The sequence below is a fragment of the Paraburkholderia ginsengisoli NBRC 100965 genome (genome assembly GCF_000739735.1).
Classification (GTDB): domain Bacteria; phylum Pseudomonadota; class Gammaproteobacteria; order Burkholderiales; family Burkholderiaceae; genus Paraburkholderia; species Paraburkholderia ginsengisoli.
Genome location: NZ_BBJF01000011.1, coordinates 1 through 26,073, shown reverse-complemented (window position 1 = coordinate 26,073; position 26,073 = coordinate 1). Strand labels below are relative to the sequence as shown.

The following is a 26,073-nucleotide window of genomic DNA, read 5'->3' as shown; positions in this document are numbered from 1 at the left end:
ATGCACGCTTATCCGATTCTCAGTACCGCAATCTGGTTACCGATCCTCGTCGGTCTTCTGGTTCTGGCTGTGGGTTCCGACCGGAACCCGGGTCCCGCGCGCTGGATCGCGCTAATCGGCTCGGTCGTCAGCTTCGTCGTGACGATCCCGCTGATCACCGGTTTCGATTCGAGCACCGCCGATCTGCAGTTCGTCGAAAAGGCGAGCTGGATCGAGCGCTTCAATATCACGTACCACCTGGGTGTCGACGGCATCTCGATGTGGTTCGTCGTGTTGACCGCATTGATCACGGTGATCGTCGTGATCGCCGCGTGGGAAGTGATTACGAAGAACGTCGCGCAGTACCTCGCGGCGTTCCTGATCCTGTCGGGCATTATGGTCGGCGTGTTCAGCTCGGCCGACGGCATGCTGTTCTACGTGTTCTTCGAAGCGACGCTGATCCCGATGTACATCATCATCGGCGTGTGGGGCGGGGCGAACCGCGTGTACGCGGCGTTCAAGTTCTTCCTGTACACGCTGATGGGCTCGCTGCTGATGCTGGTCGCGTTGCTGTACCTGTACGTCGAGACCGGCACGTTCGACCTCGCGACGTGGCAGCACGCGCAGATCGCGATGACGCCGCAGGTGTTGCTTTTTATCGCGTTCTTCATGGCGTTCGCCGTGAAGGTGCCGATGTGGCCGGTGCATACGTGGTTGCCCGACGCGCACGTGGAAGCGCCGACTGGCGGCTCGGTCGTGCTGGCCGCGATCATGCTGAAGCTGGGCGCGTACGGTTTCCTGCGCTTCTCGCTGCCGATTACGCCTGATGCGAGCCATTTTCTGGCGCCGGTTGTCATCACGCTTTCGCTGATCGCGGTGATCTACATCGGCCTGGTCGCGATGGTGCAGACCGACATGAAGAAGCTGGTCGCGTATTCGTCGATCGCGCACATGGGTTTCGTCACGCTCGGCTTCTTCATCTTCAACCAGCTCGGTGTGGAAGGCGCGATCGTGCAGATGATCTCGCACGGCTTCGTGTCGGGCGCGATGTTCCTGAGCATCGGCGTGCTGTACGACCGTATGCACTCGCGTCAGATCGCCGATTATGGCGGTGTCGTCAACGTGATGCCGAAGTTCGCCGCGTTCGCGATGCTGTTCTCGATGGCCAACTGCGGCTTGCCGGGCACCTCCGGGTTCGTCGGTGAGTTCATGGTGATTCTGGCTGCGGTCCAGTACAACTTCTGGATCGCCGGCGGTGCGGCGGTCACGCTGATTCTCGGCGCGGCCTACACGCTGTGGATGTACAAGCGCGTGTACTTCGGCGCGATCGCCAACGATCACGTGAAGAGCCTCGTCGACATCAGCCGTCGCGAATTTTTCATGCTGGCAGTGCTCGCCGCACTGACGCTGTTCATGGGCCTGTATCCGAAGCCCTTTACCGATGTGATGCACGTATCCGTGGAAAACCTCCTCTCCCACGTTGCGCAATCGAAGCTGCCGTTGCCTCAGTAACGCCGAGCGGAGGAATTTAAAGACCATGCAAAACGCCCCTATGACTGCTCTGTTGCCCGACGCACTGGTGATGCTCGCCGTTGTCGTCGCGTGGCTCAACGACACGTTCGTCGGCCAGGACGGTCGCCGTACCACGTATTTCATCGCCTTCTTCTCGACGCTGGTTGCCGGCATCTGGTTCGCGGTGAATGCGTTCGACCCGCAAGTGCGCTATTTCTTCGGCCACATGTACGTGGTGGATCCGTTCGCCAGCGCGATGAAGGCGGTGGTGTCGCTCGGCTATGCGGTGTCGATCGTGTATTCGCGCCGTTACCTTGAAGACCGCAATCTGTTCCGCGGCGACTTCTTCCTGCTGGGCATGTTCTCGTTGCTCGGCCAGCTCGTGATGATCTCCGGCAACAACTTCCTGACGCTGTATCTCGGTCTGGAACTGATGTCGTTGTCGCTGTACGCGGTGATCGCGCTGCGCCGCGAAGTGCCGCAGTCGAATGAAGCGGCGATGAAGTACTACGTGCTCGGCGCGCTGGCTTCCGGGTTCCTGCTATACGGCATCTCGATGCTGTACGGTGCGACCGGCTCGCTCGACCTGAACGAAGTGTTCAAGGCGATCGGCTCGAGCCACTACGATCCGAGCGTGCTGTTGTTCGGCGTGATCTTCATCGTGGCGGGCGTGGCGTTCAAGATGGGCGCGGTGCCGTTCCACATGTGGGTGCCTGACGTGTATCAGGGCGCTCCGACGGCGATGACGCTGATCGTCGGCGGCGGTCCGAAGGTGGCGGCATTCGCGTGGGGCCTGCGCTTCCTCGTGATGGGCCTGCTGCCGCTCGCAGTGGAGTGGCAACAGATGCTGGTGATTCTGGCGGCGCTGTCTCTGATCGTCGGCAACATCACCGGTATCGTGCAACGCAACGTCAAGCGCATGCTCGCGTACTCGGCGATCTCGAACATGGGCTTCGTGCTGCTCGGCCTGCTGGCCGGCGTGGTCGACCAGAAGACCACGGGCGCCGCGAGCGCGTACGGCTCGGCGATGTTCTACAGCATCGTCTATCTGATTACGACGCTCGGTACGTTCGGCGTCATCATGCTGCTCGCGCGCCGCGATTTCGAAGCGGATACGCTCGAAGACTTCAAGGGCCTGAATCAACGCAGCCCGGTGTTCGCGTTCGTGATGATGATCATGATGTTCTCGCTCGCCGGCATTCCGCCTGCGGTCGGCTTCTACGCGAAGCTCGCGGTGCTGCAGGCCACCATGAACGCCGGCCTGACCTGGCTGACGGTGCTGGCCGTGATCACGTCGCTGTTCGGCGCGTTCTACTACCTGCGTATCGTCAAGCTGATGTACTTCGACGAGCCGCAAGACAAGTCGCCGATCGTCGCCGATACCAGCACGCGCGCTTTGCTCGCGCTCAACGGTGTTGCCGTGCTGGTGCTCGGTATCGTGCCGGATCCGCTGCTGCGCGCCTGCCTGGTGGCGATCCAGCACACGCTGCTGATCTGATGTCGGCTGCGGGTTGGTTTATCGTGTTGTTGGCGCTCGTCGGCGCCAACCTGCCGTTCCTGAATCAGCGCCTCTTCGCCGCCGTGCCGTTGAAAGCGGCGAAGAAGAGCGCGTGGATCCGGATCGCCGAATTGATCGTGCTGTACTTCGTGGTCGGCGCGCTCGGTTTTCTGCTCGAAGCGCGAGCGGGGAACCGCTTCGAACAGGGCTGGCAGTTCTACGCGATTACGTTCGCGCTGTTCGTCGTGTTCGCATTCCCTGGCTTTACCTTCCAATATCTCGTCAAACGCCGCTGACGGCGTCTCGCCGTCGCGCACCAAGCTGTTCCGAGGTCCGCATATGGCTGAACTTCCCAACCACGACGCCGCCCTGACCGAGACCTGTGTCGACAGCAAGACGGTCCATCAAGGGCCGTTTCTGACGCTCAAGTGCGATACGGTCCGCTTGCCCGACGGCAAGCACGCGACCCGCGAATACGTACAGCATCCGGGCGCGGTGATGGTGATTCCTTTGTTCGACGACGGCCGCGTGCTGCTGGAAAGCCAGTACCGCTATCCGATGGGCAAGGTCATGGTCGAGTATCCGGCCGGCAAGCTCGATCCGAACGAGGGCGCGCTCGCGTGCGCGATCCGTGAACTGCGCGAGGAAACCGGCTATACGGCGCGTGAATACGTTTACCTGACGCGCATTCACCCGATTATTTCCTACTCCACGGAGTTCATTGATATTTATATCGCGCGCGGTTTGACGGCGGGCGAGCGCAATCTCGACGAGGGCGAATTCCTTGAGCTCTTCACCGCGACGGTGGCGGAGATGTCCGAGTGGGTGCGCGCGGGCAAGATCACCGATGTGAAGACGATCATTGGCACATTCTGGCTGGAGAAGGTGCTGTCGGGCGAGTGGCCGATGGTGGCGTCAGAATAACGCTGCGGGACGCGATGCGCGTCGGCTTAAAGTCTGCTGGAAGCCCCTGCCGGTCCATGACCGACAGGGGCTTTGCCTTTGGGGCCTTGCTATTAGGCGAGTACCTATCCTGTCTGAAAAAAGTTGCATCGTTCCTATGCCATCCGACCGTCTCGCCGCGTCGCCGTCGTAACGCTAGTATGGATCTTCGATTCACGATGGTGGCGTCCGATCGTTTTGGATAACGAACGATTGGACGGAATTGAACTAGGCTGGAATCTTGGTTGTCATTTGACAACCAAGATTCCAGCCGCTAAAGTGGAGGGTGTCGATGGTCAGAGGAAGCCACTCTAAGAAAGAGGTCGAGGCCGCATTGGCCTATGCGGAGCAACGCGGCTGGCGGGTTCAAGACGGGGGTAAGGGCCACGCGTGGGGAAAAATCTACTGTCCTTACAACGACGCGGAGTGTCGTTGCGGAGAGTTCTGCATATCGAGCGTCTGGAGTACGCCGAAGAACCCCGCTAACCACGCAAAGCACTTGCGGCGGATCGTCGACAACTGCGCGGCGCAACGGTAGCAGTGCGGTTGTCGGAACGGCGAAAGTTTAAGGCTGAGTGAAGCAGGAGTAACGTATGGAATATGTGTTCACCTTGAAGTACCGGCTCGCTGTGGAAGATTGCGATGCTGACGAGATCGTCGAACGCCTGGGCGAAGCGGGGTGCGACGACGCCACAGTGGGTGTGGGACAACCCGGCCGCATCGCGCTGCTGTTCTCCCGCGAAGCAGCGTCCGCGTTCGAGGCATTGGTCAGCGCACTCAAAGATGTCAAACGCGCGGTGCCGTCGGCGCGCCTCGTCGAAGCAGGTCCCGATTTCGTCGGCCTCACCGATGTTGCCGAAGTCGCCGGCGTGTCGCGCCAAAACATGCGCAAGCTGATGCTGAGCCACTCAATTGACTTCCCGCCGCCGGTCCACGAGGGCAGTGCATCGGTGTGGCATCTATCCGACATCCTTGATTGGCTGACCGAACGCGGTGGCTATGACATCAAGACCGACGTGGCGGAAGTCGCAAAGTCGGCCAAGCAGATCAACCTTGCCAGGGAAGTGCGTGAACTCGAACCGCGGTTCAACCGCGCGCTTGCAAGTCTCGTGGCGTAGGCGGGAAGCATGGCAACAGCCAGTGCGGCAGGACCTCGGAATCGATGCGAGCGGTCAGCCCGTTTTGATTCCGCGCAACTGCTGGCTCGTCCGTTAGCTCGCCGTCGGCAGTCCTTTGCGCAAAGCGTTAAAATCGCGCACCGCGTCCGATTTGTCCGCAGCATTTGACGTCGGCGTGTCGTCCGTAAAATTGCGAACGATCGTTCACAAAATTTCGTTTTGCGCTAAACTGGCACGCAAGCCCTGATTCCACATGAAGGTCCTCGATTTACAGTGTCCGCATGGCCATCGGTTCGAAGGCTGGTTTGCTTCGGCTGATGACTTCGAATCGCAGCAGTCCCGCAAGCTCGTCGAATGTCCGATCTGCGGTGCGAATGAAGTGAGCCGTTTGCCGTCGGCACCGCGCCTTAATTTGTCGGGCGCGACCGACACCAAAGTGCCGGCGGGCGTTGGCGAAATGCAGGCGCGGGTCATGCGTGCGTTGCGCGAGGTACTGGAAAAGACTGAGAACGTGGGCGACCGCTTCGCCGAGGAAGCGCGGCGCATTCACTATAACGAATCGCCCGCACGCAATATTCGCGGTGTCACGACACCGGAAGATGCGCGTGCCTTGGTCGAGGAAGGCATCGAAGTGATGCCGCTTCCGGTCCCGGCTGCACTGAAGGAACCGCTGCAATAGCGCAGTGGCTCCGTGGCGCCGGGTGGTGGCGGCCAGGAGACACTACGCATGAATCTGGACTATTCCCCCGTCGACGACGCATTCCGCGCCGACATCCGCAGCTGGCTCGAAGCGAACCTGCCTCGCGAGCTGAGCGACAAAGTACTCAATCACAAGCGTCTTACCCGCGAAGACTTCGCAGGCTGGCACAAGCTGCTCGGCACGCGAGGCTGGTCGGCGATCGCGTGGCCGCGCGAATACGGCGGCCCGGGCTGGGACGCGACCCAACGGCACATCTGGGAAGAAGAGTGCGCACGGATCGGCGCGCCGTCGGTGTTGCCGTTCGGCGTGTCGATGGTGGCGCCCGTGATCATGAAATACGGCAACGACGCGCAGAAGCGCCATTATTTGCCGCGTATTCTCGACGGCACGGATTGGTGGTGCCAAGGCTACTCCGAGCCGGGCTCCGGTTCCGACCTCGCGTCGTTGCGTACGCGCGCCGAGCGCGTCGGCGACCATTACGTGGTCAATGGTCAGAAAACCTGGACCACGCTCGGCCAATACGCCGACATGATGTTCTGCCTCGTGCGTACCGACAGCGGCGCCAAGAAGCAGGAGGGCATCTCTTTCCTGTTGATCGACATGAAGACGCCGGGTATCACCGTGCGTCCGATCATCACGCTCGACGAAGATCACGAAGTCAACGAAGTGTTTTTCGAAGACGTGAAAGTACCGGTCGAGAATCTGGTCGGCGAAGAGAATCGCGGCTGGACCTATGCGAAGTATCTGCTTGGCCATGAGCGCACCGGCATCGCGCGTGTCGGCCAGTCGAAGCGCGAACTCGTTTTCCTGAAGCGCCTTGCGCTGGATCAGAAAAAGAACGGCAAGCCGCTGCTGCAGGACCCGGTCTTCGCCGCCAAAGTCGCGAGTCTCGAAATCGAATTGATGGCGCTCGAAGTCACCGTGCAACGCGTGGTCGCTAACGAGGCCGGCGGACGTGGGCCGGGGCCGGAGGCGTCGATGCTGAAAATCAAAGGCACCGAAGTGCAGCAGGGGCTGACCGAGCTGATGTTCGAAGCCGTCGGGCCGCTCGCCGCACCGTTCGACGTGCCGTTCCTTGAAGGGGAGCGCAAGCACAGCCTGGCTGGCGACGACGATGCCGCGCCGCTCGCCGCGTACTACTTCAACTACCGCAAGACGTCGATCTACGGCGGCTCGAACGAAATTCAAAAGAACATCATCGCGCAGATGATTCTCGGACTTTAAGGGGCGGCGCATGGACTTCACTTTCAATGACGAACAACAGCAATTCGCCGACGCGCTGCGCCGCTATCTGGACAAGAGCTATGGATTCGAAGCGCGCCAGGCGATCGTGCGCTCGGAGTCCGGCGTGTCGGATACGCACTGGGCCGCGTTTGCCGAACTCGGTCTGACCGCGCTGCCGGTGCCGGAAGCGCAGGGCGGCTTTAACGGCGGTCCGATCGACATGCTGGTGGTGATGCAGGAGCTTGGCCGCGCGCTGGTCGTCGAGCCGTATTGGGCGACGGCGGTCGGCATCGAGGCGCTGCGCCTCGCCGGCACGGGCGAGGGGGAAGACGCGTCGCTGCTGGAACGCGCGGCGCAAGGCGAGATCAAGCTGGCCGTCGCATTTCACGAGCCGCATGCACGCTACGACCTGTTTGATATCGGGACGACCGCGAACGGACAGGGCGAGCAGCAGACATTGAGCGGCACGAAGTCGGTCGTGCTGCACGGCGCGCAGGCGCACGCGTGGATCGTGCCGGCGCGTCTGAACGGCGAGATCGCACTTTTTGTGGTCGCGCGCGACGCAGCGGGCGTCAAGGTCACGGACTACCGCACGATCGACGGCCAACGCGCCGCGACGCTCGAGTTCAGCGACACACCCGCGCGCCGGCTGGCCGGCAAACACGCGGGCGCGGCGGCGCTCGAACATATCGCCGACTACGGCACGCTGCTGTTGTGTGCAGAGGCGATTGGCGCGCTCGACGCACTGAATCTCGCCACGGTCGACTACACGAAGACGCGCCAGCAGTTCGGCCAGCCGATCGCGCGTTTCCAGGCGTTGCAGCATCGGATGGTCGAAATGCTGATCCACGCCGAGCAGGCGCGTTCCATCACCTACCTGGCCGCGATGCGCTACTCCAGCGAAGATGCCGATGAGCGGCGCCGCGCCGTTTCCGCCGCAAAGGTGCGGGTCGGGCAGGCCGCGCGTTTCGTCGGGCAACAGGCGGTGCAGTTGCACGGCGGGATGGGCGTCACGAACGAAGTGGCTGCGGCGCATCTGTTCAAACGCCTCGCTATCATCGAAACGACGCTGGGCGATGTCGATCATCATCTCGCGCGGTTCGCCGCGCTGCCCGGCTTTGTCACGGCCGAAGCCTGACCGGCCCGTTCAAGCGAATAAAGGAGATGCGACGATGGGATTGAGTTTCGAAGACATGGTGGTCGGCACGGCTACCGAAGTCGGCAGGCATACGTTCACGCGTGAAGAGATCGTCGAGTTTGCGCAGAAGTTCGACCCGCAGCCGTTCCATCTGGACGAAACCGCGGCGGCCGAATCGCCGTTTCGCGGCTTGGTGGCGAGCGGTTGGCATACCTGTTCGGCGATGATGGGCATGCTGGTGCGCAACGTGCTCGCCGGTTCCACGTCGATGGGTTCGCCCGGTATCGACGAAATTCGCTGGTTGAAGCCAGTGCGCGTCGGCGACACGATCACGATGATGAACGTCGTGGTCGACAAGCGCTTGTCGGAGAGCAAACCGGATCGCGGCATCGTGTCGACGCGCTGGGAAGGAATCAATCAGCATGGCGAAACGGTGATCACGGTGCGCTCGAAAGGCATGTTTGGACTGCGCAATCCGGGAGCCGCTGCATGACAGCCAGCGCGGCGCCCGCCGCGACTTTCGGCAACGCCGAGGCTTTGCGCGCGCTGGTCGGCGCCGAACCGTTGGTCAGTGACTGGCTGACGGTCGACCAGTCCAGGGTCGACCGTTTCGCCGAGGCGACCGGCGATCATCAATGGATTCACGTCGATCCGGAGCGGGCGCGGCGCGAGTCGCCGTTCGGCGGTCCGGTCGCGCATGGCTTTCTGACGTTGTCGTTGATTCCGGCTTTGTTGGGAAAAACGGTGGCGCTCGAACAGCGCATGGGCGTCAACTACGGTTTGAATCGCGTGCGGTTCACGTCGCCGGTGCTGGTGGGTTCGCAACTGCGCGCGAAATTCGCGGTGCAGTCAGTCACCGATGTCGATAACGCCGGCGTGCAGGTCGAATGGAACGTGACGCTGGAACAGCAGGGCAGCGACAGGCCGGTGTGTGTCGCGGAGTTCATCACGCGGCACTATTTCTAGCGTTCGGGCGCGCACGGATCGTGAAAAAAGCGCGAGGCGGCATTCATGCCGGCTCGCGCCTTTTCTTTGCAGTAGCGGCCTAAGCCGGCAGCGCCGCGGCGCCCATACTAATACCGAGACAATGCCACAACCGACGCGCAGCGAAAATTAATGCTTGGCGTACTGCGTCGCGCCGAACAGGATCTCTTTGGCCTTTTCATCCATCAACGGTGCGCGGGCGGACGCCAGCACTTCGACGCCACGCACCACCGCCGGCCGCGCGGCGATCTCTTCATGCCAACGCTTCACATGCGGAAACGCATCGAGCTCGATGCCCTGGTTCTGCCACGAACGCGTCCACGGAAACGCGGCGATGTCCGCGATCGTATAGTCGTTGCCCGCGAGGTGCTGTGTCTTGCCGAGCTGCGTGTCCATCACGCCATACAGGCGCCGCGTTTCGTTCGTATAGCGATTGATCGCATATTCGATCGGCTCGGGTGCGTAGTTGCGGAAGTGGTGCGTTTGTCCAAGCATCGGACCGAGGCCGCCCATCTGGAACATCAGCCATTGCAAGGTCGAATAGCGCGCGGCGGGATCGGCCGGCAGAAACTTGCCGGTCTTCTCGGCGAGATAAATCAGGATCGCGCCCGATTCGAACAGCGCGAACGGTTTGCCGTCGGCGCCTTTGGGACCGTCGGAATCGACGATCGCGGGAATCTTGTTGTTCGGACTAATAGCGAGAAATTCGGGTTTGAATTGGTCGCCGGCGCCGATATTCACGCCGTGCGCGGTGTACGCGAGGCCCGTCTCCTCGAGCATGATGTGGATCTTGTGGCCGTTCGGGGTCGCCCAGCTATAGACATCGATCATCCTGGCTCCTTGTTCGTGAAAGCGGCGCCGCAAAAGGGCGCCGCCGTTGACGAAAATTAGAGCATAGATCGCACGATGCTGCTGGAGACGCCGCAAGCCGCGCATGTCGCGCTTTGCGTCGACATCCGTTCAAGCTCAACGCTCAAACTCGCGTGACCGGCATCTCCACCCGAGCCGCCGCGCCCGCATCCATATGACGCGCGAGTTCGAGCTTGGCGATCGCGTTGCGGTGCACTTCGTCGGGGCCGTCGGCGAAACGCAGCGTGCGGGCCGACGCGTACGCATACGCGAGCGGGAAGTCGTCGCTGACACCGCCGCCGCCGTGCGCCTGAATCGCCCAATCGATCACCTGACACGCCATGTTCGGCGCGACCACCTTGATCATCGCGATCTCGCCGCGCGCGCCCTTGTTGCCGACGGTGTCCATCATGTACGCGGTTTTCAGCGTGAGCAGGCGCGCCTGCTCAATCATGCAGCGCGCCTCGGCAAGACGTTCCTGCGTGACGCCTTGCGCTGCGACCGGCTTACCGAACGCGACGCGTTGCAGCGAGCGCTTCGCCATCAGTTCGATTGCGCGCTCCGCGAGGCCGATCAGGCGCATGCAGTGATGGATGCGTCCCGGCCCGAGCCGGCCTTGCGCGATCTCGAAGCCGCGGCCTTCGCCGAGCAGCATGTTGGTGACGGGCACGCGCACGTTGTCGAGTGTGATTTCCATGTGGCCGTGCGGCGCGTCGTCGTAACCGAACACGGTGAGCGGGCGGTGCACGGTGATGCCGGCGGCGTCGCCGGGGACGAGGATCATCGACTGCTGCTGATGGCGCGGCGCGTCGGGATCGGTCTTGCCCATGACGATGTAGACCTTGCAGCGCGGGTCACCCGCGCCCGACGACCACCACTTGTGACCGTTGATCACGTAGTAGTCGCCATCGCGCACGATGCTGGTCTGGATATTGGTCGCATCCGACGACGCCACCTCCGGCTCCGTCATCAGAAACGCCGAGCGGATGTAGCCTTGCAGCAGCGGATCGAGCCACTCGCGTTTGTTGTCCTCGCTGCCGTAGCGCTCGATTGTTTCCATGTTGCCGGTGTCGGGCGCGTTGCAGTTGAACACTTCCGGCGCCCAGGGCACGCGCCCCATGATCTCGCAGAGCGGCGCGTATTCGAGATTGGTCAGCCCGGCGCCGCGTTCCGACTGCGGCAGGAATAGATTCCACAAACCGGCGTCGCGCGCTTTCTGTTTGAGTTGCTCGATCAGTTCGGTCGGCAGCCATGCGTTGCCGTTCTGGCGATTGCGCGCAATCTCCGCGTAGAACGCCTGCTCGTTCGGATAAATGTACTCGTCGAAAAAGGCGAGCAGCTTTTCACGCAACGCCTGAACCTTCGGGGTGTAATCGAAATTCATCTAGGACCTCGCGGATAACGGACAGCGGAAGAGATTGGATCGGGGTGCGTAGCTTGGAGCGCATAGCTCAGCGTGCACAGCGCGCAGCACGCGAGTTGGGACACGCAGATCAAGGCTCGCAGCCTAAGGCGTAGGACTCGCGACGCGCAGCCCGCCGCACCCGTCACGGCGCGTGCAAAGCTCGCGTGCGAATCCGCTCAGCGCACCTTTTGCGCGTAGCGCCACGCCAGTTCGGCCATCGGCTTCGCGCGACGCCCGGCGTCGAGCGCCTGCGCGCTGGCCGCGGTGCCGTCGACGACCCGCTTCATGATCCCTTGCAAAATCGCGGCAATGCGGAACATGTTGTAGGCCAGATAGAAATTCCAGTCGCCGTGAATCTCGAAGCCGGTGCGCTTGCAATAGCGTTCGACATACTGCGCTTCATCGGGAATGCCGAGCGCCGCCCAGTCGAGCCCGGCGATGCCGCGAAACTGCGTCGGATCGACATGCCACGCCATGCAGTGATAGGCGAAGTCGGCGAGCGGATCGCCGAGCGTCGACAACTCCCAGTCGAGCACCGCGAGCACGCGCGGTTCGTGAGGATGAAAGATCAGGTTGTCGAGCCGGTAGTCGCCATGCACGACCGACGCACGCGCGCCGGTTTCGGCCGGCATATGCTGCGGCAGCCATTCGATCAAACGCTGCATCGCGTCGATCGGCTCGGTCTCGGACGCGAGGTATTGCTTGCTCCAGCGGCCGATCTGGCGTGCGAAGTAATTGCCCGGCTTGCCGTAATCGGCGAGACCGGTGGCCTCGACGTCGACGCTATGCAACGCCGCGATCACGCGGTTCATTTCGTCGTAGATCGCCGTGCGTTCGGCGGGCGTCATGCCGGGCAGCGACTGATCCCACAACACGCGGCCTTCGACGAACTCCATCACGTAGAACGCACGACCGATCACACTTTCGTCCTCGCACAGCGCGAGCATTTGCGCGACCGGTACGTCGGTATCGGCGAGCGCGTGCATCACGCGGTATTCACGTTCGACGGCGTGCGCGGACGGCAGCAGCTTCGCGGCGGGCCCAGGCTTCGCACGCATCACATACGAACGCGATGGTGTGACCAGCTTGAACGTGGGATTGGACTGGCCGCCCGCGAATTGCTCCAGCGTGAGCGGTCCGGCAAATCCGTCGACATGCCGGGCCAGCCACGCGGCGAGCGCGTCGGTGTCGAAACGTTGCCGCTCGTTGACCGGGCGCGTGCCCTCGAAGGCCGAATAATCCGGCTTGTGCGCGGGGTCGCCATTCTGTGTGGCTTGCACCATGTGTCTCCTCCAGTTCGGGTTCAGCTACGCTTGTATTGAATGAATTGTGCGTAGAGCATTTCCATTGTGGTGTTGCGGACGTCGCGATGCAGCGGCGACGGCGGGGAATAGTTGAGCGTGCGTAGCACCCAGTCGCGCGGCGCCGCACCGACGTCGAGCGCGTTGATGCAGCCGGTGGCCTGCGCCAGATGGCCGAAGAACGTGCGGCCGCCGGCGGTGATCGCGTGCGACAGGATCGCGCGATTCACGCCACCGTGCAGCACCAGCAGCGCGGTGTCCCACGACGTGTCCTCACGCAGCGCGGCGACCGCCGGCAGCACGCGGTCGAACAACGCACCGATCGTTTCGCCGTCGAGAAAGCGCGTGCTTTCCGGCACGATGCCGTCGAACACGCCGAGAAACGCGGCCTCCAGATCCTGCTGCGGGATGCTGCCGAGCTTGCCGCCGCGAATCTCCTGCAAGGCGGGCTCGATCTCGAGTTCGATCTCCTGGCCCGTTTCGGCGAGCACGCGCCGCGCGGTTTCAACCGTGCGCGGCAAACCGCTGACGATCACACGATCGAAGCGCACCTGTTGCTCGGCGAACACGCGCCCCGCCGCGCTCGCCTGCTCGCGGCCGTTCGCGTTCAACGGCACGGTCTCGGGATCGATCGCGCGGCCGGAGTCGTCGAAGTAGGTGACGTCGCCGTGACGCATCAGGAAGATGCGGCGGCGTTTGGGCAATTGGTAGTCAGGCATGGCGGGTCGATTCACTCCTGGTTCGCTCGCATTTCACTTATAGACCGGCGCGCGTTTTTCGAGGAACGCGGAAATCCCTTCGAGCCCTTCGCGATGATGCAGCGACGCGACGAAGCTGTCGCGCTCCGCGACCAGATGCTCGGCGAGCGGCTGCATGCCGGCCGCGCCGATCAGCCCTTTGATGCGTGAAACCGAGTTCGGCGAGATCTTGCCGAGTTCGTCAGCCCACGCGACAGCGGTGTCGCGCGCGGCGCCGGGCTTCGCCAGTTTGTTGACGACGCCGAGTTCGTTCAGACGCGTGGCAGCGATTGGCTTGCCTTCGATCAGCACCTCGGTGGCCAGTTGGCGCGGCAACGCCTGGGCGAGGAACCACGAGCCGCCGCCGTCGGGCGTCAAGCCTACGCGTGCGTACGACATCACGAATTTGGCGTTGTCGGCGGCGACGATCAGATCGCATGCGAGTGCGAGCGAGAAGCCCGCGCCAGCGGCGGCGCCATCGACCGCGGCGATCACTGGCTTCGATGACAGACGCAGCGCCGAAATCCATTCGCCGAGCAGATCGATGCTCTCCGCCTGCACCGACGGATCTTTCGCGCGGTTTTCGAGCAGCCGGTTCAGATTGCCGCCCGCGCAGAAGAAGTTGTCGGCGCCGGTCAGCACGATCGCGCGGATCGACGGATCGCTTTCCGCCGAATCGAGCGCTTCGATGCCGGCCGCGTACATGTCCGGATGCAGCGCGTTGCGTGCGCCGGGGTTCGACAGCGTGAGGATCAGCGTCGATTCGCTTTCGGTCGGGCGCGAGGTCAGCAGTTCGGCGCTCATGCGTGGTTCTCCTTTTGCGTCTCTGTCTGGATGTCCGCTGCGTCGCGTTGCGTCAGCGACAGGCCGAGTTGCGCGCGCCGCGCGAGCCACGGCGACGGACGGTAGCGCGGATCGCCGAGCACGTTGAACATGTTGCGCAGAATCGTGAGCAGGGTGGTCGCGCCGAGCGCGTCGCCGAGTGCCAGCGGGCCGCGCGGATAGCCGAGGCCGAGCGTCACGGCGAGATCGATGTCCTCGGGCGTGGCGATCTGCTTTTGCGCGATATCGCAGCCGATGTTGACGATCGTCGCCACCACGCGCTGCGCGACGAAACCGGTCGAATCGCGAATCACGGTGACGGGCACGCCGTCGGCGGCAAACAGCGCATGCGCGGTGTCGCGGCTGGCGCGCGTGGTGGCCGGCGTGGTCATCAGCGTGCGGCGTTGTGCGCCGACGAGCGGGAAGAGGGCGTCGACGGCGACGACGCGGCTCGCGTCGAGTGCTTCGTCGACAGCGGCCGTGGTTGCGTCATGGCCGAACGGCGTCACGACGATCAACGAATCCGGTGCGGGCGTGGCGCCGTTGTCGAGCTTCACGCCGGCCTTGCTGACGAGTTCCGCGACGGCTTCGTGAGCTTGCGGATAACGCTTGCTGACCCACACGCTTTTCGGCAGTCCGGTCGGCGCGGGCGCTTCGGCGCTCACCTGCTGCTTGCCGTCCACGTAGCGATAAAAACCTTCGCCGGTCTTGCGGCCGAGCAGTCCGCCGGCGAATCGCGTGCCGGTGATCGGCGACGGCGTGAAGCGCGGCTCTTCATAGAACTGGTGGTAAATCGACTCCATCACCGGATGCGAGACGTCGAGCGCGGTCAGGTCCAGCAACTCGAACGGCCCGAGGCGAAAGCCCGCCTGCTCGCGCATGATGCGGTCGATATCCGCGAAGCTCGCGACGCCTTCGCCCGCGACGCGCAAGCCCTCGGTATTCATGCCGCGGCCCGCGTGATTCACGATGAAGCCCGGCATGTCTTTCGCGCGCACCGGCGTGTGACCCATGCGGCGCGCGAGATCCATCAGCGCGTCGCCGGCCGCGGGGTCGCTGCGCAGACCGTCGATCACCTCGACGACCTTCATCAACGGCACGGGATTGAAGAAGTGATAACCGACTACACGCGACGGATCGGTGCAACCGGCGGCAATCGCCGTGATCGATAGCGAAGACGTGTTGGACGCCAGCACGCAACGCCCGCTCACCACGGTTTCGAGTTCGCGAAAGAGCGCCTGCTTCACATCGAGCTTTTCGACGATCGCCTCGACGACCAGATCGCAGTCGGCCAGTTCGCCAATCGCCTGGGCACCGCTGACATTGGCCAGCGCGGCAAGCGAGCGAGCCTGGTCGAGCTTGCCTTTGGCCGTCAGCTTTGCAAAGGTCTCGGCGAGATAGTCGCGCGCGGCGCCGACGGCCGCGGCGTTGGTGTCGTACAGGCGCACCTTCACGCCTGCTAACGTGGCGATCTGCGCAATGCCACGGCCCATTGCGCCGGTGCCGACAATGCCGATAGTCTCAATGTTGAAATTGCGAGAGTTCATCGTGATGCTCGACTCCATGGTTTTTTTAGAATAGCACGATCGTGCAAATTACTGGATGATTGATCGAAGGCCGCTGCTTTGGCTGTCGGATCGGCAGTGACACGCGGCCTCATACAACTCGAAGGAAGGAGACACCGGATGATCAAGCTGTGCGGTTTCGCGCTCTCTAACTACTACAACAAAGTGAAGTTCGTGCTTCTCGAACACGGCATCGCGTTCGAAGAAGTGCAGGTGCTGCCGAGTCAGGACGAGGCCATGCTCGAGCATTCGCCGCTCGGCAAGGTGCCTTATCTGCAAACTGAAAACGGCGACCTGTGCGAGTCGCAGTGCATCGTCGAGTACCTGGCCGCGCGCTTTCCCGACAAGCAGATCTTTTCCGCCGACCCGTGGCAAGCAGCCAAAGAGCGCGAGATGATCATGTTTGTCGACGTGCAACTCGAACTGACCGCGCGCAATCTCTACAAGGAAGCGTTCTTCGGCGGGACGGTGAGCGACGCCACCAAAGGGCGCATCGAGAAACTGCTCGCGCATCACATCGCCGGGTTCAAACGGATCGCGAAGTTCGGGCCGTATTTGTGCGGCGAGCGTTTCAGCGTCGCGGACACGTCCGGGTATGTGAGCTTGCCTCTGGTGGGCATGGCGACGCAGACCATCTACGGTCGCGACTTTCTGCTCGACGCGGGCGTCGACTGGAAGAATTACGTGAAGGCGATCAACGCGCGGCCAGCCGCGCAGCGCGTGACCGAGGACCGCAAGGCGTATATCACGGCGACGCGCGCCGCGTAAGCGCAGAGGCTGCTGCCGAAACGGGCCGATGCATGCGGTGCAAGCGGCCCTGCACGCGGCAGCGCACGCGTTGGCCGCTGCGCGCGATGGCGAGGAACGTGGGTTCGTTCGCAGCATCGCGCGGGACATGCTAGAGCCGCGCGAGGCGTTCGAGCGCGGTGGCGAGCGTGCCTTCCTGTTTGGCAAAGCAGAAGCGCACCACCCCCGATTCGTGCGCTTCGTGATAGAACGCCGAGACCGGAATTGCCGCGACGCCGATCTCGCCGGTCAGCCATTGCGCAAACTCGGCTTCGGGCAGGTCGCTGATCGCCGAATAATCGACGCACTGAAAGTAGGTGCCCGTGCACGGCAGCAACTTGAAGCGCGAATTCGCGAGGCCCACGCGAAAGAAGTCGCGCTTCTTCTGATAGAACGCCGGCAGGTCGAGATAGGGCGCCGGGTCTTTCATGTACTCGGCGAGACCGACCTGCATCGGCGTGTTGACCGTGAACACGTTGAACTGATGCACTTTGCGGAACTCGGCGGTGAGCGCGGCGGGCGCGGCCACGTAACCGACTTTCCAGCCCGTCACGTGATAGGTCTTGCCGAAGCTCGACACGACGAAACTGCGCTGCGCGAGTTCCGGATAACGCGCGACGCTTTCGTGCGGCGCGCCGTCGTAGACCATGTGTTCATACACTTCGTCCGACAGGATGAGCACGTTGGTGCCGCGCACGATCTCTTCGAGCTTGCGCATGTCTTGCTCGCGCCATACCGTGCCGGTCGGATTGTGCGGCGTGTTGATCAGCAGCAGCCGCGTTTTCGGCGTGATCGCGGCGGCGAGTTTATCGAACGGAATCGCGTAGTTGGGCGCGTCGAGCGTGACGAACACCGGCTTGCCGCCGGCCAGTTCGATCGACGGCAGATAGCTGTCGTAGGTCGGCTCGATCACGATCACTTCGTCGCCCGGATGGACGGTGCAAAGAATCGCGGTCAGCAACGCCTGCGTTGCGCCCGCCGTCACGGTGATTTCGCTGGTAGCGTCGTAGCGGCGCCCGTACAGATTCGCGATCTTGTCGGAAATCGCCTGACGCAGCGGCGCGGCGCCGGCCATCGGCGGGTACTGGTTGTGGCCGTCGCGCATCGCGTTCGCGACCGCGTCGACGATACGCGGATCGCAGCCGAAGTCGGGAAAGCCCTGTCCCAGATTCACCGCGCCTTTCTCGGCGGCGAGCGCGCTCATCACGGTGAAAATCGTCGTGCCGACATTCGGCAGGCGAGACGGGAACGAGGGACTCATGGGCGTATCGTGCGGTGCATTCATGGCGCTGTCCGGAGCGTGAGCGAGTGGGGTGGCAACTGAGTGGGCAACTGAGTTGGCGAATTCGACGAAAGGTATCGTCGGCAAGGACGAAGCCTGATTGTAGGGAATCGCGGCGCGGTGTGCGCGTCGCAGGCTCCGCGTTGGCCATCCGGCCAGGGTTTCATTGCGCCGCGCTCATGCGGGTGCGGTCTCGCCGGCGGCGTTCATCGCAGCGCCGACGGCGGCCACGAACGGCGCCGGTTGCGCGATCTGGAAGCCGAAGTCGCGCGCAATCCGCTTGGCGAGCTTCAACACCGCGCGATCTTTCGACACCAGCCAGTCGGCCTGCGCGGCGTGCGCGAGCTCGAGAAACTTCTGGTCGTCGCGGTCTTTGCATTTGGGCAACGGGCGTGCGTCTTCCGCGGGCGCGTCGGGTTCGACCAACTGCGCGAGGCGCGCGACGACCGCGAGCGCGGCGGCCTTGTCGACATTCCGATGCGCGAATTGCGGATAGTCGAGCACATAGGCGAGTTCGGCGAGGCAGCGGGCGTCGATCAGCGCGGCCAGCGCGCCGCTTTCGAGCGCGGCCGCGATCGGTCGCGTGTGCGGGTCGTCGAACACGAGAATATCGATCCAGACATTGGAATCGAGGACGACGCGCAAAGCGCCGTGGGAGGCATGGGAACCGGGCATTCGTTACAATCTGGCTTTCGTCTTTGACCGCCAGGCACGGCGTGCCTGCAAGCCTCTATGATAATCGTTCTGTCGCCGGCGAAATCGCTCGACTACGAAACCCCGCCGCACGTCAGCAAGCACACGATCCCCGATTTCGTCGACGACGCAGCCGAACTGATCGGCGGCTTGCGTCGTTTGTCGCCCGCGCAGATCGCGTCGCTGATGGACATTTCCGACCCGCTCGCGCATCTGAACTTCCAGCGTTACGCCGAATGGTCGCCGCAATTCGGCACGCACAACGCCAAGCAGGCGGTGCTCGCGTTCAACGGCGACGTGTATGAAGGCTTCAACGCGAAGACGTTGTCGTCGGCCGATCTCGACTATGCGCAGAATCACGTGCGCGTGCTGTCGGGCCTGTATGGCCTGCTGCGACCGCTCGATCTGCTGCAACCGTACCGGCTCGAAATGGGCACGCGCTTCGCCAATCCGCGCGGCAAGGACCTCTACGCGTTCTGGGGCGAGCGCATCACGCACGCGTTGAACGCGCAACTGAAGAAGAACACCGTGGCGTCGCGCGTGCTGGTGAATTGCGCGTCGGGCGAGTACTTCAAATCGGTCAAGCCGAAGCTGCTCGAAGCGCCGGTCGTCACGCCCGTATTCGAGGACTGGAAGGGCGGCCGCTACAAGATCATCAGCTTCCATGCAAAGCGCGCGCGTGGCCTGATGGCGCGCTACGCAGTCGAGAACCGCCTCGAGCGGCCCGAGCAACTGAAGGAATTCGACGCCGAAGGCTATGGGTTCGACGCGGCCGCTTCGAACGACTCCACTTACGTATTCCGCCGCCGCGTCGCTGAATAAGCGTTGCGCCCGGCAGGAGGCAGGGAAGAACATCATGACGTTATCGATCACGAGCAATTTCGACGCGGGCGCAATTGAAGTGCTGTCCTGCGAGGACGCCGGCAATATCCGTCTGCGCGTGCGGCCGGACAGCCACGCCGAATTCGCGCAATGGTTTTATTTCCGCGTGTCCGGCGCCGCGGGCACGCGCTGCGTGATGACCTTCGAGAATGCCGCCGCGTGCGCGTTCGCCGAAGGCTGGCGCGACTATCAGGCGGTGGCGAGCTATGATCGGGTGAACTGGTTTCGCGTGCCGACCTCATACGACGGCCGCGTGCTGACGATCGATCACACGCCGGATTTCGATCGCATCTACTACGCGTATTTCGAGCCGTACAGCGAGGAGCGTCATTCGGAATTTCTCGGCGCCGTGCAGCAGATGCCGCAGGCCACGCTCACCGAACTGGGCGCGAGCGTCGAAGGCCGGCCGATGTCGCTGCTCACCCTCGGCACACCGCAAACCGGCGACACGCCCAAAAAGAAAGTGTGGCTGATCGCGCGCCAGCATCCGGGCGAGACGATGGCCGAATGGTTTATCGAAGGGCTCGTCAAGCGTCTCGTTGGGTGGGGCGATTGGGCGGGCGATCCGGTCGCGCGCAAACTGTACGATCACGCGGTGTTCTACATCGTGCCGAACATGAATCCGGACGGCAGCGTGCACGGCAATCTGCGCACCAACGCGGCCGGTGCGAACCTGAATCGCGAATGGATGGAACCGGACGCGGCGCGCAGCCCCGAAGTGCTGCTGGTGCGCGACGCGATTCACGCGACCGGTTGCGATCTGTTCTTTGATATTCACGGCGACGAAGCGCTGCCCTACGTGTTCGTGGCCGGCTCCGAAATGCTGCCGGGATTCACCGAGCGGCAGGGGCTGGAGCAGAAGGCGTTCATCGAAGCGTTCAAGCACGCGAGTCCTGATTTCCAGGACAAGTACGGCTATGCCGCGAGCAAGTATCGCGAGGATGCGCTGAAGCTCGCGTCGAAGTACATCGGCAACGAATTCGGTTGTCTGTCGCTGACGCTGGAGATGCCGTTCAAGGACAACGCGAATCTGCCCGACGAGCGGGTGGGCTGGAACGGCGAGCGCAGCGCGTCGCTTGGCGCTGCGATGTTGCAGGCGATTCTGCGTCACGTCGAGACGTTTGCCTGAAGCAACGGAGGCTCGAAAAAAGAGGCGCACACGGTGACGTGTGCGCCTCTTTTCATTGAACCGCCGATAGCTTCGGCGGCGCGAGCAAATGAACCGACGCCGCCGTGGCGGCGTCCGCCGTCACGCTTTCTTTTTCGCTGTGCTCTTTTTGATAGTCGATTTGCTCGACGCCTTGCCCGAAGTCGCTTTCGACGATTTTCCCGAGCTTGCCTTGGACGATTTCGGCACCGCTTTCTTCGTCGTCTTACCGCTCGCGGCATGTTTGCCCTTACCGCTTGTATGCTTGCCCGACGCCACGGCTCGCGATTCCGTCGCCCCCGCGCTGCGCGCACGGGTCGGCGGCACCGGATCGTTCCAGCTGAACGCGAGCATCTGCGCGCCGACATAGCCGCAGCGGAATTTCAGCGAAGCAGGATCGCCTTCTCCGCTCTGGCGGACGCCGATCCCTTCGACGGTAACGATGCTGTCTACCTTGACGCGCTGCTTGCCCTCGTCGAACGAATCGTTCCAGGGCGTGACGGACGCGTGCGCGCTGTCGAAGGAGCTGGGTGGAAATTCGACGTGGTCGAAGGCCGTCGAAGTGCTGGCGACGAAGTTGCCGTGAGCGGCGCAGTCTGCGACCAGCGGGTCTGCATGCAGGTCACTGACAAACTTGTTGACGAGATCGTTGTGCTGTTCGAGTTGATCGGCGAATACGGGAGCGGAGCAGATGAGCGAGAGACCCGCTGCAACTGTCGCCAACCGGCCGACCAACCGCAGCAATCGGCGCGGTGCGTTGGTGCAATCCATCTAGTTCTTTAGACGCGAATAGGATGTGAGGCAAGTAAGATGCCTGGCGAGCGGGGGGAGTTCAATGCTGACACAAATATTTTGTCCTGTGCTGATGCGCGGGCCCGGTGAATTTTCCGGCTGGCTTTGACGGGCATGGGCGCGCTATTGTCGCTGGCACGTGCCGCAGGTCCATCCGTGTCAGGTGCGCGGGCCGCCCAAACGATATCTGCGCACATCATATGTGGTGACCCACGCGGGACGATAGACCGCGATCAAGGCGGTCGACATGCCGGTGAACCAGGCCTCGCCGGTGGCAAGCAGCAGCACGCTGAACGCGTAGCCGGCGGGGACCACTGTCGTCGAACCATCGGCGAGTGCAACATGCACGCCGAGCGCCGCGGCCGCGGTGAGCGATACGGCAATGGCGGGCGAGACGAAACCCTGGCCGAAGATAAACATGAAGAGGTTGCGTGGCAGCCAGGCAATGCTGATGCGCTGGAGCAGGGTCGAGATGCCGACAGGCACCGCACCGTACACGAGGAAGGTCAGCGCGATGCCTTGCCAGGGCGCGTCGAACATGACGGCGGCAAGACCCGTGACGAGCGCCATCGCGATCAATGCCAGCGCCCAGTCGAAAAGCGTAACGAATAGCGTGGCGCCGAGCAGGTGCATCACGGTGCCGTCGTCGAGCCACGCATTGCTAGCCCACAGCACCGACACTGCGACGATAATCGCCAGCCAGACATGCTGTAGCGTGCCGTCTTGAAGTCGTTTGAAAGGATTTTTCCACAGCGCGAGCGCGACCACTATCGCAGTGGCGATCCAGCCACCGACAGCGACCCAGAACGGAAGCGGTGTGTAGAGGAAACCCATGTGTCTCATATTACTCGTTGGACGAGAAAAGGTGTGAGCGGATTCCATGCCAGCCGATGCAAACGCTGCCCGACAGTGCATGTCCGAGCGGTTGTGCGCGTGGCAATGGACATCAAGCTGAATCGGATGTGGGCGGCTCGCCCGGCGTTCCGGCTGCCGGGGTATCACAGTAGGGTGTGCTAGGTTCGGCGGCCATCGGCAGTGGCGCGCTCGTGTCGTTGGCGGGCAACGGGTACTGGAAGCGCCGCCGTTTGTGACGCCGCAGCGGGACGACACCGGCTTGCCCCATCACCGGACGAGCCGTGCCTTCGCTGTTATTGCGCAGGACCTGCAGATGATTGGTCAGCCAGCCGTTATACAGAGCGACCGCGGCGGCGCGATTGGGCGCGCCGAGCTGCTGGAATATGCTGGTCAGATGGATCTTGACGGTGCCCTCGCTGATGCCGAGCGTGCGCGCGATCATCTTGTTGGTGCTGCCCATGTGGACGCAGCGCATGATCTGCTGCTGGCGCGGCGACAGCCCGCTGGAAAGTCGGGTCCGGCGCGGCGGCGGATTCTTTGCATCGAATTCGCGGATGGTGGTGTCCGGCGGCAACGGAGGGTCGAGCGCCAGTGCGCCGGGCGGGACATAGTGACCGCCCAGCAACACCATCTCGAAGGCGCGCACGATCAGGCTCGGATCGGTTTCGCGCGGCACCACACCGAGCACGCCCTCGTCCATGAGCTGCCGCACGACCGCCGGCGAGATGTCGTCGGTTAGCACTGCGACGCGCAGATCGGGGTAGTGGCTGAGCAGTTCGCGGGCGTCCGCGATCGACATCCATTTCTGCCAGTCGACCACGAGCAGGTCCGGCCGGTGGCGCTTGAAGGTGCGTTCGATCTGACGCCAATCCTGCGCTTCGGTGAAGCGCGCGAGCCGGTCGATCTGCCGCAGTAATGCTTTGAGTCCATCACGTCGTTCAGCGTTTGAGTTGAGTATCGAGAATCTCATGCATGTCTCCAGATGAATCGTGCGAAGTGGCGCGACGTATCGTCCGGCGCATGAGCCAGACACATGCAATGCGTCGCCGTGTCTATGATGACAAATTCCTTCCCGTTTGACGGCCTGTCCAAAAGGCATAGGAAGAATCAGGCGATAAGCAAAAAAGCCCCGCTTAGCGGGGCTTTTTTGTTTGGTACGGCAACGCGGATAAGGCCGTTTTTATGCTCAATGGAAATGTGGCTGCGCGGGCTCTGCGTCCTCGGGCATTTCGGCGTGAACAATCTCGCCGAGCGGATCCGCATAAAGTGGCACGCCGCAGTCATCGCAATATTCTGGTTCGAAGCGGCCCGCGTGACGGCGCACGTCCGTCACGCCAGTCTCCTTTAGAAGCGCGACGATTTCCTCGAGCGGATCGTCTGAAGCCGCCGTCTCTTGCGGCTCTTCGTCGATACCGGGCTCGCCGTTTTCGCGCCCGTACAGCGGCCACACGACGCCATAAATCACGTCGTTGCTGCCGCGGCGCGTGAAGCCGACGCGGTACTCGTCGATGCGGCGTTCGCCGAAGCCTGCGACAACGGCGCGCAGTTCCTGTGGCGCGGCGCCAATTGTGTCGAATAGATAACGCACGGCGGTCCGCACCGTGTGAGGACGCACGCTTTCGTCGGCGTCGCGGCAGGCTGAGTAATAGGCATCTGGCAACAGGCACTCGAATTCGCAGCCCGGCAGCACCAGCGACAGATTGGCGCCGCCTTGCGTGGTCCATTGTTCGAGACATTGCCCGCGTTCGATCCGCGTGCCGTGCTCCTCTTCCTGCCAGCGGAACGTCGCTTCGCCCACTGGCGCCATCACGACGGCGAGCAGGAATCGCGGGTCGGCCAGAATCGGCGAGGTCTCCGGCAGTTCGCTGACATTCAGCTTGACGTTGCCGCCGGCCATCGCCGCCTGCGCAAGCTGCTGCGCGAGGCGCCACGTTTCGACGTGATGGCGCGGCAACTGGTCGATGCTATAAAGGAACGGTGCCATCGCGACCCGGGTGTTGGCGGCGAGCACGTGCGCCTGCAGGTGCGCGCGCAACGCGTCGGCCGCGTCGGCTTTGAGCGGGCCGGACGGAATCATGTAGCGCGTCCAGGCGAGCACGGGCGCGGCGATCAGCAGCGCTTCATAAGACACGCCTTCATGTTCGATGACGAACGACTCGCTGTGGGTTTCCGCCATATCGGCGAGCGCGCCGTACGCGTCGGGATGATTTTGCTGCAGATGATCGAGCGCGGCGTCCAGGGTGGTCTGGTTGGCGTTGCGGACGATCTTGGTCAGCAGCGCGTCGAGCTTCGCTTCCCAGAAGCGGTCTTCGGTGCGGCTGCCCGACGCGAAAAGCGCGAGCGAGAGACCGACTAGCTTGTCGGCATCGGGGGGGAGACGTTTGGCGATTCGCGAGCGCATAAATCCGGAAATTGGGGGGCAGAGAACCTTATATTCTAGTCTTTTCTATGCCGTCATATTATTTGGCCGGCAACACCGGATGGATTGGGACGTTTCCACGCGAAAAATCAGACTGTCGGACGAGCCGCAAGTCGACCTGGCCAGATGATATAAGACACCCTCGGAGGCGTGACTCGCTTCTATACTGACGGCGTTCAGTGGGGCGCCTGACAAGCGTAAGTCAATTTGTCGCCGTGGTCTGGCGCAACAGGAGATTCGTCGTGAAATCAGACCAACTGATCGAACGTCTCGCCGCGGTATTCGCGCTAATGATTTTGGTGGGCGGCTCGCTGCTGGTGCTGGCGCCTTTTACGACCGCGTTGCTGTGGGGCGCCATTCTCAGCTACAGCTCGTGGGGGCTCTACAGGAGACTGACCGCCGCAGTCGGCGGCCGGCGCAAATTGGCCGCCACTTTGATCGTGCTCATCATTCTGGTTGTCGTGCTGGGGCCGTTCGTCTATGCGGGTTTCGCGTTCGGCGCGCACGTTCACGAGATCGTTGCGCTGGTGCAAAGGCTCTTTGAAGATGGCTTGCCTGATTTGCCGCCATGGATAGGCCGGATCCCGCTGGTGGGCTCGAACATCCTGGCCTTCTGGGAGCATCTGACAAGCAGCAATTCCGAACTGATCGCGCAGTTGCGCACGCTCGCGGCGCCGGCCGGCAAATGGATTCTGGCGGCGGCGCTTGCGGTGACGCACGGTCTAGGGCTGTTGGCGTTGAGTATCGTGCTCGCGTTTTTCTTTTATACCGGAGGAGAGGGCGCGGCTGCGTGGCTGAATGCGGGAATGCGACGCATTGCTGGAGAACGTGCCGATTATCTGCTGGCGCTGGCGGGGAGCACGGTAAAGGGAGTGGTCTACGGAATTCTGGGGACAGCGCTCGTGCAAGGGGTGCTGGCTGGTTTCGGTTGCTGGATCGCGGGTGTGCCGGCGCCGGCGCTGCTTGGGTTGGCGACGTTTTTCCTTTCGGTGGTGCCGGGTGGCCCGGTGATCGTATGGCTGCCTGCAGCGATCTGGCTGTATCACGGCGGTGAGACCGGATGGGCGATTTTCCTGGTCGTGTGGGGTGTGCTGGCGGTCGGCATGTCCGACAATGTCATCAAACCGATTCTGATAGGCAAAAACAGCGACATGCCGCTGATCCTGGTGATGCTGGGTATCCTGGGCGGCGCGTTGGCTTTCGGCTTCCTCGGAGTTTTCATCGGGCCGACTTTGCTTGCGGTCGCCTACACCGTGCTCCACGACTGGACGATTGGCGCGCCGGGCGCGCGTGCCTTGACACCAGATCTGAAAATGCCTGTGGTCCAAGAACCCCGGCGCATAGAAAAGGCGCCTTGAATAAATCCCAGATATCGCTTGCAAGTCCTCGTGGGGCTCGCTAGAATTCCGCTCTTTCGTGCTTCGGATACCGGGGCACGGGGAA

Annotated in this window: 27 protein-coding genes; 15 read left to right on the top strand and 12 right to left on the bottom strand. The window is 62.7% G+C overall.

From position 1 onward, the window contains the following. The 11 genes from BGI01S_RS18695 to BGI01S_RS18650 all read left to right on the top strand — a co-directional run bounded on the left by BGI01S_RS18695 (position 1) and on the right by BGI01S_RS18650 (position 9,077). Positions 1-1,491: an NADH-quinone oxidoreductase subunit M gene (locus tag BGI01S_RS18695; RefSeq protein ID WP_042327485.1), complete on the top strand. Its 1,491-nt coding sequence runs from the start codon at positions 1-3 to the stop codon at positions 1,489-1,491. A 25-nt stretch (positions 1,492-1,516) separates the two neighbouring features. Then, positions 1,517-2,989 (top strand): NADH-quinone oxidoreductase subunit NuoN, encoded by a 1,473-nt coding sequence (nuoN, locus tag BGI01S_RS18690; protein ID WP_042327484.1) that lies wholly within the window; start codon positions 1,517-1,519, stop codon positions 2,987-2,989. Then, positions 2,989-3,285, top strand: coding sequence for a DUF2818 family protein (locus tag BGI01S_RS18685; protein ID WP_007175603.1), 297 nt, complete (start codon positions 2,989-2,991; stop codon positions 3,283-3,285). The genes nuoN and BGI01S_RS18685 overlap by 1 nt, the downstream gene beginning before the upstream one ends. 43 nt (positions 3,286-3,328) lie before the next feature. Continuing rightward, complete coding sequence (locus tag BGI01S_RS18680) at positions 3,329-3,913, top strand: NUDIX domain-containing protein (RefSeq protein WP_042327483.1); 585 nt, start codon at positions 3,329-3,331, stop codon at positions 3,911-3,913. Positions 3,914-4,223: 310 nt separating this feature from the next. Further along, on the top strand, positions 4,224-4,469 hold the full coding sequence (locus BGI01S_RS31155) for a hypothetical protein (protein ID WP_084585420.1): 246 nt from the start codon (positions 4,224-4,226) through the stop codon (positions 4,467-4,469). A gap of 55 nt (positions 4,470-4,524) precedes the next feature. Then, positions 4,525-5,049: a helix-turn-helix transcriptional regulator gene (locus BGI01S_RS18675; protein ID WP_042327482.1), complete on the top strand. Its 525-nt coding sequence runs from the start codon at positions 4,525-4,527 to the stop codon at positions 5,047-5,049. Positions 5,050-5,302: 253 nt separating this feature from the next. Next, positions 5,303-5,728, top strand: a complete 426-nt coding sequence (locus tag BGI01S_RS18670; RefSeq protein ID WP_042327481.1) for a DUF1178 family protein — start codon at positions 5,303-5,305, stop codon at positions 5,726-5,728. A 48-nt stretch (positions 5,729-5,776) separates the two neighbouring features. Then, on the top strand, positions 5,777-6,973 hold the full coding sequence (locus tag BGI01S_RS18665) for an acyl-CoA dehydrogenase family protein (RefSeq protein WP_042327480.1): 1,197 nt from the start codon (positions 5,777-5,779) through the stop codon (positions 6,971-6,973). A 10-nt stretch (positions 6,974-6,983) separates the two neighbouring features. Next, on the top strand, positions 6,984-8,111 hold the full coding sequence (locus BGI01S_RS18660; RefSeq protein WP_042327479.1) for an acyl-CoA dehydrogenase family protein: 1,128 nt from the start codon (positions 6,984-6,986) through the stop codon (positions 8,109-8,111). 34 nt (positions 8,112-8,145) lie between these two features. Then, complete coding sequence (locus BGI01S_RS18655) at positions 8,146-8,604, top strand: MaoC family dehydratase (RefSeq protein ID WP_042327477.1); 459 nt, start codon at positions 8,146-8,148, stop codon at positions 8,602-8,604. After that, positions 8,601-9,077 (top strand): MaoC family dehydratase, encoded by a 477-nt coding sequence (locus BGI01S_RS18650; RefSeq protein WP_042327476.1) that lies wholly within the window; start codon positions 8,601-8,603, stop codon positions 9,075-9,077. Before BGI01S_RS18655 ends, BGI01S_RS18650 begins: the two co-directional genes overlap by 4 nt. A gap of 147 nt (positions 9,078-9,224) precedes the next feature. On the opposite strand, the gene BGI01S_RS18645 is transcribed toward BGI01S_RS18650, so the two are convergent. The 6 genes from BGI01S_RS18645 to BGI01S_RS18620 form a co-directional block, all read right to left on the bottom strand. After that, the gene (locus tag BGI01S_RS18645) at positions 9,225-9,926 is read right to left on the bottom strand and encodes a glutathione binding-like protein (protein ID WP_042327474.1); all 702 of its coding nucleotides are present in this window, start codon (positions 9,924-9,926) and stop codon (positions 9,225-9,227) included. Between the two features lie 142 nt (positions 9,927-10,068). Next, complete coding sequence (locus tag BGI01S_RS18640) at positions 10,069-11,328, bottom strand: acyl-CoA dehydrogenase family protein (RefSeq protein WP_042327473.1); 1,260 nt, start codon at positions 11,326-11,328, stop codon at positions 10,069-10,071. Positions 11,329-11,525: 197 nt separating this feature from the next. Then, positions 11,526-12,632 (bottom strand): phosphotransferase, encoded by a 1,107-nt coding sequence (locus BGI01S_RS18635; RefSeq protein ID WP_042327472.1) that lies wholly within the window; start codon positions 12,630-12,632, stop codon positions 11,526-11,528. Positions 12,633-12,652: 20 nt separating this feature from the next. After that, on the bottom strand, positions 12,653-13,369 hold the full coding sequence (locus tag BGI01S_RS18630; RefSeq protein WP_042327470.1) for a histidine phosphatase family protein: 717 nt from the start codon (positions 13,367-13,369) through the stop codon (positions 12,653-12,655). 33 nt (positions 13,370-13,402) lie between these two features. Then, a complete protein-coding gene (locus BGI01S_RS18625) occupies positions 13,403-14,191 on the bottom strand; it encodes an oxepin-CoA hydrolase, alternative type (protein ID WP_042327469.1) in 789 nt (262 codons plus the stop codon). After that, a complete protein-coding gene (locus tag BGI01S_RS18620) occupies positions 14,188-15,756 on the bottom strand; it encodes a 3-hydroxyacyl-CoA dehydrogenase (protein ID WP_042327738.1) in 1,569 nt (522 codons plus the stop codon). The genes BGI01S_RS18625 and BGI01S_RS18620 overlap by 4 nt, the downstream gene beginning before the upstream one ends. Positions 15,757-15,894: 138 nt before the next feature. On the opposite strand from BGI01S_RS18620, the gene BGI01S_RS18615 reads away from it, so the two are divergent. Further along, positions 15,895-16,542: a glutathione S-transferase family protein gene (locus BGI01S_RS18615; RefSeq protein WP_042327467.1), complete on the top strand. Its 648-nt coding sequence runs from the start codon at positions 15,895-15,897 to the stop codon at positions 16,540-16,542. A gap of 130 nt (positions 16,543-16,672) precedes the next feature. On the opposite strand, the gene BGI01S_RS18610 is transcribed toward BGI01S_RS18615, so the two are convergent. Next, positions 16,673-17,845: a pyridoxal phosphate-dependent aminotransferase gene (locus BGI01S_RS18610; protein ID WP_042327465.1), complete on the bottom strand. Its 1,173-nt coding sequence runs from the start codon at positions 17,843-17,845 to the stop codon at positions 16,673-16,675. Between the two features lie 174 nt (positions 17,846-18,019). Further along, positions 18,020-18,517: a putative toxin-antitoxin system toxin component, PIN family gene (locus BGI01S_RS18605; protein WP_042327464.1), complete on the bottom strand. Its 498-nt coding sequence runs from the start codon at positions 18,515-18,517 to the stop codon at positions 18,020-18,022. A gap of 57 nt (positions 18,518-18,574) precedes the next feature. On the opposite strand from BGI01S_RS18605, the gene yaaA reads away from it, so the two are divergent. Together yaaA and BGI01S_RS18595 are read left to right on the top strand one after the other, a co-directional pair. Then, positions 18,575-19,357 (top strand): peroxide stress protein YaaA, encoded by a 783-nt coding sequence (gene yaaA / locus BGI01S_RS18600; protein WP_042327462.1) that lies wholly within the window; start codon positions 18,575-18,577, stop codon positions 19,355-19,357. A 34-nt stretch (positions 19,358-19,391) separates the two neighbouring features. Continuing rightward, positions 19,392-20,546 carry a M14 family metallopeptidase gene (locus BGI01S_RS18595; RefSeq protein WP_042327461.1) on the top strand — a complete coding sequence of 385 codons (1,155 nt, stop codon included), beginning with the start codon at positions 19,392-19,394 and terminating at the stop codon, positions 20,544-20,546. Positions 20,547-20,666: 120 nt separating this feature from the next. Here BGI01S_RS18595 and BGI01S_RS18590 read toward each other — a convergent pair whose 3' ends face one another. From BGI01S_RS18590 to BGI01S_RS18575, 4 genes are all read right to left on the bottom strand, one after another. Then, the gene (locus tag BGI01S_RS18590) at positions 20,667-21,335 is read right to left on the bottom strand and encodes a BspC domain-containing protein (protein ID WP_042327460.1); all 669 of its coding nucleotides are present in this window, start codon (positions 21,333-21,335) and stop codon (positions 20,667-20,669) included. A gap of 180 nt (positions 21,336-21,515) precedes the next feature. After that, positions 21,516-22,190: an energy-coupling factor ABC transporter permease gene (locus tag BGI01S_RS18585; RefSeq protein ID WP_042327459.1), complete on the bottom strand. Its 675-nt coding sequence runs from the start codon at positions 22,188-22,190 to the stop codon at positions 21,516-21,518. Between the two features lie 112 nt (positions 22,191-22,302). Further along, entirely contained in the window at positions 22,303-23,181 is an 879-nt protein-coding gene (locus BGI01S_RS18580) for a LuxR C-terminal-related transcriptional regulator (RefSeq protein WP_042327458.1), read from the bottom strand. Between the two features lie 216 nt (positions 23,182-23,397). Continuing rightward, positions 23,398-24,612, bottom strand: coding sequence for a DUF2863 family protein (locus tag BGI01S_RS18575; RefSeq protein ID WP_042327457.1), 1,215 nt, complete (start codon positions 24,610-24,612; stop codon positions 23,398-23,400). A gap of 260 nt (positions 24,613-24,872) precedes the next feature. Between BGI01S_RS18575 and BGI01S_RS18570 the strand changes: the two genes are divergently transcribed. Continuing rightward, positions 24,873-25,988: an AI-2E family transporter gene (locus tag BGI01S_RS18570; protein WP_042327456.1), complete on the top strand. Its 1,116-nt coding sequence runs from the start codon at positions 24,873-24,875 to the stop codon at positions 25,986-25,988. Positions 25,989-26,073: the final 85 nt, after the last annotated feature.

What these genes read in the sequence shown, in the direction of transcription:
- BGI01S_RS18650 (WP_042327476.1), top strand. Translation starts at nt 8,601, where the DNA reads ATGACAGCCAGCGCGGCGCCCGCCGCGACTTTCGGCAACGCCGAGGCT.
- BGI01S_RS18670 (WP_042327481.1), top strand. Translation starts at nt 5,303, where the DNA reads ATGAAGGTCCTCGATTTACAGTGTCCGCATGGCCATCGGTTCGAAGGC.
- BGI01S_RS18625 (WP_042327469.1), bottom strand. Translation starts at nt 14,191, where the DNA reads ATGAGCGCCGAACTGCTGACCTCGCGCCCGACCGAAAGCGAATCGACG.
- nuoN (WP_042327484.1), top strand. Translation starts at nt 1,517, where the DNA reads ATGCAAAACGCCCCTATGACTGCTCTGTTGCCCGACGCACTGGTGATG.
- BGI01S_RS18675 (WP_042327482.1), top strand. Translation starts at nt 4,525, where the DNA reads ATGGAATATGTGTTCACCTTGAAGTACCGGCTCGCTGTGGAAGATTGC.
- BGI01S_RS31155 (WP_084585420.1), top strand. Translation starts at nt 4,224, where the DNA reads ATGGTCAGAGGAAGCCACTCTAAGAAAGAGGTCGAGGCCGCATTGGCC.
- BGI01S_RS18665 (WP_042327480.1), top strand. Translation starts at nt 5,777, where the DNA reads ATGAATCTGGACTATTCCCCCGTCGACGACGCATTCCGCGCCGACATC.
- BGI01S_RS18580 (WP_042327458.1), bottom strand. Translation starts at nt 23,181, where the DNA reads ATGAGATTCTCGATACTCAACTCAAACGCTGAACGACGTGATGGACTC.
- BGI01S_RS18630 (WP_042327470.1), bottom strand. Translation starts at nt 13,369, where the DNA reads ATGCCTGACTACCAATTGCCCAAACGCCGCCGCATCTTCCTGATGCGT.
- yaaA (WP_042327462.1), top strand. Translation starts at nt 18,575, where the DNA reads ATGATAATCGTTCTGTCGCCGGCGAAATCGCTCGACTACGAAACCCCG.
- BGI01S_RS18615 (WP_042327467.1), top strand. Translation starts at nt 15,895, where the DNA reads ATGATCAAGCTGTGCGGTTTCGCGCTCTCTAACTACTACAACAAAGTG.
- BGI01S_RS18595 (WP_042327461.1), top strand. Translation starts at nt 19,392, where the DNA reads ATGACGTTATCGATCACGAGCAATTTCGACGCGGGCGCAATTGAAGTG.
- BGI01S_RS18610 (WP_042327465.1), bottom strand. Translation starts at nt 17,845, where the DNA reads ATGAATGCACCGCACGATACGCCCATGAGTCCCTCGTTCCCGTCTCGC.
- BGI01S_RS18655 (WP_042327477.1), top strand. Translation starts at nt 8,146, where the DNA reads ATGGGATTGAGTTTCGAAGACATGGTGGTCGGCACGGCTACCGAAGTC.
- BGI01S_RS18605 (WP_042327464.1), bottom strand. Translation starts at nt 18,517, where the DNA reads ATGCCCGGTTCCCATGCCTCCCACGGCGCTTTGCGCGTCGTCCTCGAT.
- BGI01S_RS18575 (WP_042327457.1), bottom strand. Translation starts at nt 24,612, where the DNA reads ATGCGCTCGCGAATCGCCAAACGTCTCCCCCCCGATGCCGACAAGCTA.
- BGI01S_RS18685 (WP_007175603.1), top strand. Translation starts at nt 2,989, where the DNA reads ATGTCGGCTGCGGGTTGGTTTATCGTGTTGTTGGCGCTCGTCGGCGCC.
- BGI01S_RS18660 (WP_042327479.1), top strand. Translation starts at nt 6,984, where the DNA reads ATGGACTTCACTTTCAATGACGAACAACAGCAATTCGCCGACGCGCTG.
- BGI01S_RS18620 (WP_042327738.1), bottom strand. Translation starts at nt 15,756, where the DNA reads ATGAACTCTCGCAATTTCAACATTGAGACTATCGGCATTGTCGGCACC.
- BGI01S_RS18585 (WP_042327459.1), bottom strand. Translation starts at nt 22,190, where the DNA reads ATGGGTTTCCTCTACACACCGCTTCCGTTCTGGGTCGCTGTCGGTGGC.
- BGI01S_RS18680 (WP_042327483.1), top strand. Translation starts at nt 3,329, where the DNA reads ATGGCTGAACTTCCCAACCACGACGCCGCCCTGACCGAGACCTGTGTC.
- BGI01S_RS18645 (WP_042327474.1), bottom strand. Translation starts at nt 9,926, where the DNA reads ATGATCGATGTCTATAGCTGGGCGACCCCGAACGGCCACAAGATCCAC.
- BGI01S_RS18640 (WP_042327473.1), bottom strand. Translation starts at nt 11,328, where the DNA reads ATGAATTTCGATTACACCCCGAAGGTTCAGGCGTTGCGTGAAAAGCTG.
- BGI01S_RS18695 (WP_042327485.1), top strand. Translation starts at nt 1, where the DNA reads ATGCACGCTTATCCGATTCTCAGTACCGCAATCTGGTTACCGATCCTC.
- BGI01S_RS18590 (WP_042327460.1), bottom strand. Translation starts at nt 21,335, where the DNA reads ATGGATTGCACCAACGCACCGCGCCGATTGCTGCGGTTGGTCGGCCGG.
- BGI01S_RS18635 (WP_042327472.1), bottom strand. Translation starts at nt 12,632, where the DNA reads ATGGTGCAAGCCACACAGAATGGCGACCCCGCGCACAAGCCGGATTAT.